The sequence below is a fragment of the Bacillus sp. EKM202B genome, from assembly GCF_011066025.1.
Classification (GTDB): Bacteria; Bacillota; Bacilli; order Bacillales; family Bacillaceae_G; genus Bacillus_A; species Bacillus_A toyonensis.
Genome location: NZ_JAAMNK010000063.1, coordinates 1 through 8,605, shown reverse-complemented (window position 1 = coordinate 8,605; position 8,605 = coordinate 1). Strand labels below are relative to the sequence as shown.

Below are 8,605 nucleotides of genomic sequence, written 5' to 3'. Positions count from 1 at the left end.
CTCTCTAGCGCCGATGGTAGTTGGGACCTTGTCCCTGTGAGAGTAGGACGTCGCCAAGCAAGCTTAAGACGAGTCAGGATGACTCGTCTTTTTTGTATGCTTTCATACCTCTATCGATTGCCTTTTTAACCGCTTCTAAATAGGAAAATCCATATTTTTGATCTGGTTCTAAGTAGGTTCCTTCTGCCCATTCGTTCCACGCATTGATAAATAAAAACTCACTGTTATAAAGAGAGTAAGTACGATGAATTTGCTTACTTAAATAGATTGCGAACTTTTCAGGAGTAGAACCTATAAAAATACTGCTATTTGAATTTTTGCGTCGTGCAGTGTTATCCCAATCAACGAAAGCTCCAGGGAATATTTTTTTCTTTGGAGGAGATCGTTTTAATATATACATCCATACTTTATCGTAGTCCCAAGCATTTAATTGCATACCAGACTCATATATTGTTTTATTTATGTCTGAAGAGCTATCATGGGCAATTGTATAAAATGGTTCAAACTGAATGCTAGCATCGAACCCATTTATATCAGGGAGTGGAAAACTGTTTAATGTTTCTGTAAAGTATATACCTTTTAAACCGTTTTCTCGTGCTAATGCATTCCAATAATTAAGCATTTTTTCACAATCAGGAATATGTCCCGGGCGATAAATAATGAATAGAGGTTTATCATCTATACGAATATATCTTTTATCTTGGAACGCTTGTAATAAATATTCAAAGTGCTCTTTCCAATCTGATACATCTCCATAATCTTGAGGCATTAATATATGTTTATCAAGACCATCCCAAGATTTTGTCCATGGCTCATTTGCCCAAGAAAGGCAAAATGGAAAATCTGGTTCCCCTATCTTAAGTACCTCATTAAAAGGTGTTTCTAATAGCCTCTTACCTTTAAACCAGTAGTGATAATAACAAAAACCATATATACCGTATGCTTTCGCGATTTCTGCTTGCCATTTTCTTACGGATGGGGTAGTTAAGTCATAATAAAAATCTTGATAAGGTTCCCTAGGTTGATAATGTCCTGAAAATAAAGGTTGTGCATTTTTAGTATTCGTCCATTCAGTAAAACCTTTACCCCACCAGCGATCATTTTCTTTTATTTGATGGAATTGTGGTAAGTAAAAAGCGATTATTTTCAAGTTATATCCCCCTTATGTTCTTCGAAGTTCAAGTGGTGGGAAGTTACTTTTGATTTTGTGGAGCAAGTTTAAAACGAGAGATTTTATATTCTCTTACTGTTTTTGTATGCTACGTATTGGATTTAGTTTTATAGTTTGCTTAATACGAGAGTCTTGGGTGCTCTCATATATATGTCTGAAATAAAAAGTATCATTCATCATGAAATTAAGCGGATTACTATGAACGAAAGAAGTTAATCTTTCTGGAGAACAAATAGGGCCTGTGGTAACCGGTTTACATCATCAAAAAAATCCCGCAGTTTTAGATACTTCTCATAATGCTTTTTAATATAGGTCATAGGTATAACAGTTTCTCCATAAAAGCTGCTATCTCTAACATCTCCTGCACCAGTAGGACTGTGTACAAAATTCCCATGTTCATAATCCGAGATAGCGCGATGTATATCTGGAAAAGCCTGAGATAAAGTTTTATGCCATCCTGTTTGAATTAATTCAGGGTGTTCCTTGAATTGTTGACAAAAATCGAGAAAATATCGTGCCTGTGTTGTTGCGATGAAGATTCCACCTGGACGCAGAATTCTTGAAAATTCTTTTATCCAATTTTCTGCAGTTTCTTCGGATAAATGTGAGAATACAGAATAAGCGAATATGATGTCTAATGAATTGTCACGAATAAATTCTACAGGAGGTTGTGGGCTTGCGGTTTTATATATCCCTCTTCCTAATGTTTCATTGCAAAGAGCAATCATGAAGGGGTCTACATCAATCCCAAGCAGATTTTCATCCCGAACATCTTTGAACAAGAAGCGTATAATTCGTCCCCAACCGCAACCAAAGTCTAAAACTTTACTTTCTTTATTCAAGGGAACCCCTAAATTTTGAGCGTATGTTTTTATATGACTATAAAACAAATATGCTTCATATAGGGCGTGTTCATAGGAAGCACCTACAAATTGTTTTTGGATTTCTTCAGGGGGGAACATAGGTACGGGTACACCGTTTATTGTTGTTTCTGAGCAACTTTGTATAAATAGATTTAGAAGTTCAACGTCAGATAATGGACTAACAAGGTTATCAAAATCACTTCCTAACTTAAAATTATTCATTTGTTAAACCTCCAAATTACATAATGATAAAATTTATTTACGATTTTTTTGTACTAATAAAAACATGCAAAAATTCAGCATCTAACCCTAATGATCTATCCTTTTGTAAATAAACAGTAGTATACATATTTGCCTGTGTGTAAATATATTCAATCATATCTAGCCCCCAATCAAATGTTACTAAAGACCCATTCTCATCGATAGGGTTTCCATGATAAATGGGCTCTTCAATATGCTCAATTACTTCTTTATTCACTCTTGCTCTTTGCACAGTCTTTGTGAGTGTATGATACCAAGGGACAGTAAATACATGAGCACCACCAGGTTTTAATACTCGTTCTATTTCTTTAAATGCCTTGTTTGGCGTCATGACATGTTCAAAAACATCTTGAGTAATGAATAAATCAAAAGATTCACTGGGGAAGGTCATGTCTTCTAAATTTTCACATCTAATTCCTTGAAAGTATTGGCCGAGAGGATAGTTTTTAAAGTATTGAGAATATGTATAGTTTTTACAGTTTTTTATTAGTAGCTGAGTTGTAATTCCTCCAGGAGAGGATTCGTGGATATTATAGGAATTCCATTTTGGAAAAAATGTATTTAAAACATGGATTAAAGCTCGCTGCCTTGGTATAGATTGGCATGTAGAACATAAGTAATGATCTCTAAGCCAATCATTATGTTCTATAAATGTAGTTTCCTTCTCGCAAATAACGCAGTACCCAGTATTGTGTTTCAAATTGTCTTCCACATGACATCACTCCTGTTTTAAATGCAATGTATTGATGGATAGTATGACACACTTCAACAATCAAAGGAATCAAAGAGAGTGGCTGAAAATTAGGAAACTCATACAAGTACGATTGATAGAAGGGGATAACCAGCTGAGGGATAATCTCGCGCGAATTACAGTGTCAATTTATGCTATGCGAGACATTCGCTTTTATTCATTGAAGAATGTATAGACTTAAAATATCCCTTTCTTGTATGGATACATTTCAAAGTCCTGTGCATATATTTCTGTAACTAAATCCATAGTTTCTTTATCGTAAAAGCTTTTATATGTTGGAAATCGGGGGAAGGCTTCATCTGTAATGCTAAGTTCTGCATAGCTGCCTTCATACATCATCTTATGAGTGCGATGATGATCTGAATTCGTAAGTATGGCTAGGTCGGACTTAATTAAACCGTATTCGTCTTCTATTTTGGGAATTTGCTTATTAAAATCTTCTAAAGGTATGTAGCGTTGGATGAAGGCTTCTTCCCCCTGAACATATTGCTGACTAAAATGTATATCCATTACTAGGGAGTTGGGACCAAGTGCTTGAACGTAATATAAAAATTGTTTAAATGATATTCCTTCATTACTATATTTGTCATTATAAAAACATTTTCGGATACTTTCCCATTGTGGGCTAGCATATGGATTGTCAGCAAGTAATAGAAATGAGCTAACGGCCCTTGTATAGGGATTTCGTACGAGTTTACAAACATCTTTTTTCCCTTTTAGAAGAACATTTTGTAACTCAGGTATGTAATTTTCTTTGTTTTTGTATACCCAGAACTCATAGTAATGAATAAAGTCATTGTATTTCTTTGCTTCAGTATATAATCCAATTTGAAAAAAGAACCAATTAGCTAATGCGGTGCATCCACTTCTATGACTCCAAAATAGTATAAGGGGAAAGTCTTTATGGAAGTGTGGAATTCGATCTTTATGTAGAATTACATGGTTTAAAAGTTTTTGATTTATATTTTTCATGAGTTCTGTACTCCTTTTTCGAGAGTTTTGTGTATGTAGAAGCATCTTTAAATGGAATACACGAGTGGAAATATAGGAAGAGAAGGTTGATTTTTTATTAATAAACTATATTCATGGGGGTGAGTAAATATTATAAGTGTTTTTTCGGACATTTTAGATAAGATAGTGATTCTAAAATGAAAATATAAAATAAAGATAATGAAAATGTATAAGGGGCATACAATTACAAGAGTATGAATAATAACAATGATCGAGTTCATGTATTTGCATTTCTAGGTGTGAAGAGTAAAAAATTTGCTTACTAGAGAGAGGATATTATGAGGAAGAATAATTATTTAATAGTAGGTGGAAATAGTTTCATTGGTATTAACCTCACGTTAGGTTTATTAGAACAGGGACAAAATGTAAAAGTATTTTCCAGGCATATAAATAATTTCCCTCGAAATATTATAAATGAAGTTGAATTTATTAAAGGTGATTTAGAAAATGTTGAAGATATATATAAAGCTTTAGTGAATGTGGATATTATTATTTATTTAGCTGCGACGTCTAATGTAGCAACTTCCATCGAAGATATTTTTGGGGATATTAACAGTAGCCTTTTTTTTCTTAATTTCATGGAAAGTGTTAAAGATTTTCGTATTAAAAAAATTGTATTAGCATCTTCAGGGGGTACAGTTTATGGGGAACCTGAATATTTGCCTATTGATGAGAAGCATCCGTTGAAACCACTTTCTCCATATGGAATCACAAAAGTTTCGCTTGAGAATTATTTGTATTTTTATAAGCGAAACTACGGCATCGACTATGTTGTATGTAGATACTCTAATCCATATGGGAAATATCAAAATCCTTTAAAGAAAGTTGGGGCAATAAATTGTTTTTTGTACCAACATCTTAGTAATGAAAGGATTAATATATACGGGAATCCACAAGAGATTATTAGAGATTATATTTATATCGATGATTTAGTTGAAATTACTATACAACTATCACAATTAAATCGATTGAAATCTTGTGTATATAATATAGGAAGTGGCAAAGGTCTTTCTTTAAAACGAATTATAGTGGAATTGGAGAAAATAACAGAAAGAAAAGTAGACTTTATCTGTTATAAACCAAAACAAGAAAATGTTCAAAAAATCATTTTAAATATAGATAAGGTGAGACAAGAATTTAATTGGGAACCTAAAATAGATTTCAAAAGTGGAATTAGATTAAATAAGTTATGGATTGAAGAGTTCTTATATAGTAAAAAATAATAAACCATGCTCTACTTATATAAGCAGAGCATGGTTTATTATTTTACTTCTTTTTTTATTACCCAAAGATCTTGATGATCCCACCAAAACCCTTCAGTGTATTTTTTAATGATAGGGTTATAGGGTAATAACTTAATTTTGTCACACACGTAAGAGGGGCTAACTATCGTTTGGCCATATTGGTTAACATCTAAATCGAATTGTTCACTAGAAGGAAGGAACCAATAGCCTTGTTCATTTAAATTTGGAAATCCAAAGTATTTTTTACTTTGATACCCATGGGTGGTGAAAATGAATAAACCACCAGGTGAAACAGCACTATACAATGTTTGAAGCCAACGAAACCAAGTTGTATCAGGCATATGAGAAAAAAAGGATAAACAAAAAACAATATCGTACGTAGAAGTTTCCAATTTTAAATGTTCAGGTTCAGGATGAGATAATATAGAAGAATGATTTAATGTGTTTTCAATAAAAGTAATAGCTTCTTCATGTATATCACAAGCAGTTATACTCAAGTTTGCTTGTAGATTTAATAAATGGCGTGTTACGCAGCCATATCCAGATGCAAATTCTAATAATTTAATTGGATTGTCTGCAGGAGGATAAAAGGAAGTAATTAAGTCTAAGAGTATTTGTGCTGATTTTTGTCCATCTTTAAAATAATAATCTATCGCTTCTTTTTTAGAAGGAAAGACTGGATTAGTGACAAGGAACTGAAAAATGTGATCCTCAGGATGGATATTTGCGTTTACATTGTAGTTGTTTGCGATTTGAGAAATTAAGTTTTTATTTTCCTCTATAAATGCTTTCAAAGAGTATTCCCCCTAAATAATAGTAGCGTCTTATAAAAATGCGGATAGTAAATAAAGTTCAAGGTTAAATGTTCAAGTATGTTTTTAGGTATTTTCTATATGTATACATCTTCATTTTAGAAATATCGTCGATAGTAAAGTTCTTTTTAATGAAATTCTGCATTTGTACAACTTCATTATAATGAGAATATGAATCTTCTGTTTTCGTTACACTATTTGTATGTCGTCTATGATAGTTTAGGGACTTTGGATTAAAGTGAATATGTCCCTCTTGCAGGATGGAAACATAGAAAAACCAATCACCAGCAATTTTAAATTTTGCTAGTTGTTTTTCTGTGTTTTTTATATCTATGTTTTTAAACACTACACTTGAGACATTAGGTATAGTGTTTTTAATAAGTAACGTATCTTGTATTTCATCTATGCCTTTTCGAAAATAGGGGGTTTTCCATTTTTCTTTATCGATATCATTTGTGTAATTTAAATAATGATCAGCTATTACATTTCCTTGTTCGTCTATTTGTTTTGATTGTGTGTAGCTTAAGGTAACCTTGTTATTTATATGAAATCCATGTATCACCTCTTGTAAAAATGTCTTCTCACATAAGTCATCTGATTCTGCGATCCAAATATAATCACCGGTTGCTGCGGAGACTCCTTTTATCCATTGTTTAAATACAGAACCAGAGTTTTTTTCGTTAATAATTCGTTGAACTTTCAGATGAGGCTTATTTTCTTTTGAGAGCAGCTTTTCAAATGTTGATACGCTATTGTCAGTAGAGGCGTCGTCTAGGAAAATTAGTTCGTAAAGGGGGTAGGTTTGGTTTAATATTGATCTGACTCGGTCAGGTAAGTAGTGTTCATAATTATAGTTTGGTACAATTACACTTATTTTTTTGTAATTATGTTCGAGAAGCGCTAATAATTGATAAATGTAATTAAGAAAATTAAAGTTTTTTTCAATGAGCTCTTGGCCAAAGCTCCCCTTTTGTAAGCGTAACTCTTCATCTCCAATAAGTTCATATATTCTTTCGACCATTTTTGGTAAGTTTAAAAAGTCTACTAAGGCACCGGTTTTTTCTGTAACAACATCCTCAAAACCTCCAGCGTTTTTAAAACCTATAACAGGAACCTTTGTATCTAATGCTTCTAAAACAACATTTGGAAAAGGGTCTTCCCTTGAGGTTAATAAATATAAATCAGCCCCGGCATTATATAAACCGATATCTGGAGTAGGATCAACTAATGTGAAATGTGCTTTATATCTTGGTGATAGAGTATCCATAAGGTGAACATCTGTTCTCCCTACCCAAATAAAATGAATATTAGTATGAACCTTTCTTACTGAGTAAGCAATAAATGAGAATAAATCTATTCCTTTTCGATAATCGGCGAAACCTACACCTAAAATAATTTTACTATCTAGAGGCAGGTTGAGTTTTTTGCGTAATTCATTTCTAGCCACTGTAATATTATTCTTATAAGGATTGTGGTTAAATAAACCTTGAGGGAGAATGTGACATTTTTGATGATCTAATTGCGTGATTGTAAGGAATTTTTCATATACGTATTGTGAAGGGAAGACAATTTTGTAAGCAGATTCAGCGATGTTTCTAGCTTTTCCTTCGGCAGAGTACTGTTGTATTAAATGCGGTAATTCATGTATTAACGAAATAACTTTTATATTGTGCCTAGCTAGTAATGCAACCATATCACCACTTATGACCGTACTGCATATGGCAATGGTATAGTCTTGTGATAATAAAGTCTTTATTAATAATTCGACCGTTTCTTCCGTGGGGTAGTCTTCCTCTAAGCAATAAACAGGACCATATTTTTGAAAATCGGGGATTAAAATGCCTGATCCAATAGAAATAATTGCGACGGAGTAATCGAAGTTTTCTTTAAGAGCTTTAATAGTATGTAAAGAAAGCAGCTGTGCTCCGTGGAAATGGGCATCATGGGATACATAAATGATTTTCTTATTAACATGCATTTCATAACGCCTCCTAAGTTTATTAGATTTCTTTACTTTTCTATCGACTTAGTAAAGGAAAAGAAGATAAGGAAGTATTTTATTTATAATCCCCCTAGAGATAAGCGAGAGGGGAAAATGGTAATCTTAGCTCGGGTGCACTACTACCCTTAATATATATTTACTTAGCCTGACATTCATTCTTTAGAAAAGTATTAGTATTAAGCTAAAGGTTATAAATTGCCGATTATTAATTTGACTAAAGGAGTTTTAGAATCTCTAGGGATGGATTAGAAATTAAGAGGTTTATAATTTATAAAATAAAAAACATAAAAGGTATTGACGATTAAGGGTTAGAAGTGTAATATAGAACAAGTCGCCGATGCAATAACGCAGAAAACGACAAACGAAACAAAAAACTTAGTTGACATTGAAACATGAAGATGTTAACATAAGGGAGTCGCAAATGAGCGACCAAGTAGTTCTTTGAAAACTGAACGAAACAAACAACGTGAAACGTCAATTTTTATTTTTA

General features: G+C 32.8%; 7 protein-coding genes. 1 reads left to right on the top strand and 6 read right to left on the bottom strand.

Going from position 1 to position 8,605, the window contains the following annotated elements; genetic code table 11:
* Positions 1-73: 73 nt before the first annotated feature.
* The 4 genes from G9F74_RS28995 to G9F74_RS28980 form a co-directional block, all read right to left on the bottom strand.
* A complete protein-coding gene (locus G9F74_RS28995) occupies positions 74-1,150 on the bottom strand; it encodes a glycosyltransferase WbsX family protein (protein WP_016107406.1) in 1,077 nt (358 codons plus the stop codon).
* A 233-nt stretch (positions 1,151-1,383) separates the two neighbouring features.
* Positions 1,384-2,256, bottom strand: coding sequence for a class I SAM-dependent methyltransferase (locus G9F74_RS28990; protein WP_016107407.1), 873 nt, complete (start codon positions 2,254-2,256; stop codon positions 1,384-1,386).
* A 37-nt stretch (positions 2,257-2,293) separates the two neighbouring features.
* The gene (locus G9F74_RS28985; RefSeq protein WP_000389968.1) at positions 2,294-3,007 is read right to left on the bottom strand and encodes a class I SAM-dependent methyltransferase; all 714 of its coding nucleotides are present in this window, start codon (positions 3,005-3,007) and stop codon (positions 2,294-2,296) included.
* 216 nt (positions 3,008-3,223) lie between these two features.
* Positions 3,224-4,018 (bottom strand): sulfotransferase family 2 domain-containing protein, encoded by a 795-nt coding sequence (locus G9F74_RS28980; protein WP_000790068.1) that lies wholly within the window; start codon positions 4,016-4,018, stop codon positions 3,224-3,226.
* A gap of 317 nt (positions 4,019-4,335) precedes the next feature.
* Here G9F74_RS28980 and G9F74_RS28975 point away from each other — a divergent pair, with 317 nt between their 5' ends.
* Positions 4,336-5,280 carry an NAD-dependent epimerase/dehydratase family protein gene (locus G9F74_RS28975; protein WP_001230836.1) on the top strand — a complete coding sequence of 315 codons (945 nt, stop codon included), beginning with the start codon at positions 4,336-4,338 and terminating at the stop codon, positions 5,278-5,280.
* A gap of 38 nt (positions 5,281-5,318) precedes the next feature.
* Here G9F74_RS28975 and G9F74_RS28970 read toward each other — a convergent pair whose 3' ends face one another.
* Both G9F74_RS28970 and G9F74_RS28965 read right to left on the bottom strand, forming a co-directional pair.
* On the bottom strand, positions 5,319-6,095 hold the full coding sequence (locus G9F74_RS28970) for a class I SAM-dependent methyltransferase (RefSeq protein ID WP_016107408.1): 777 nt from the start codon (positions 6,093-6,095) through the stop codon (positions 5,319-5,321).
* 64 nt (positions 6,096-6,159) lie between these two features.
* Positions 6,160-8,091 carry a glycosyltransferase gene (locus G9F74_RS28965; RefSeq protein ID WP_016107409.1) on the bottom strand — a complete coding sequence of 644 codons (1,932 nt, stop codon included), beginning with the start codon at positions 8,089-8,091 and terminating at the stop codon, positions 6,160-6,162.
* Positions 8,092-8,605: the final 514 nt, after the last annotated feature.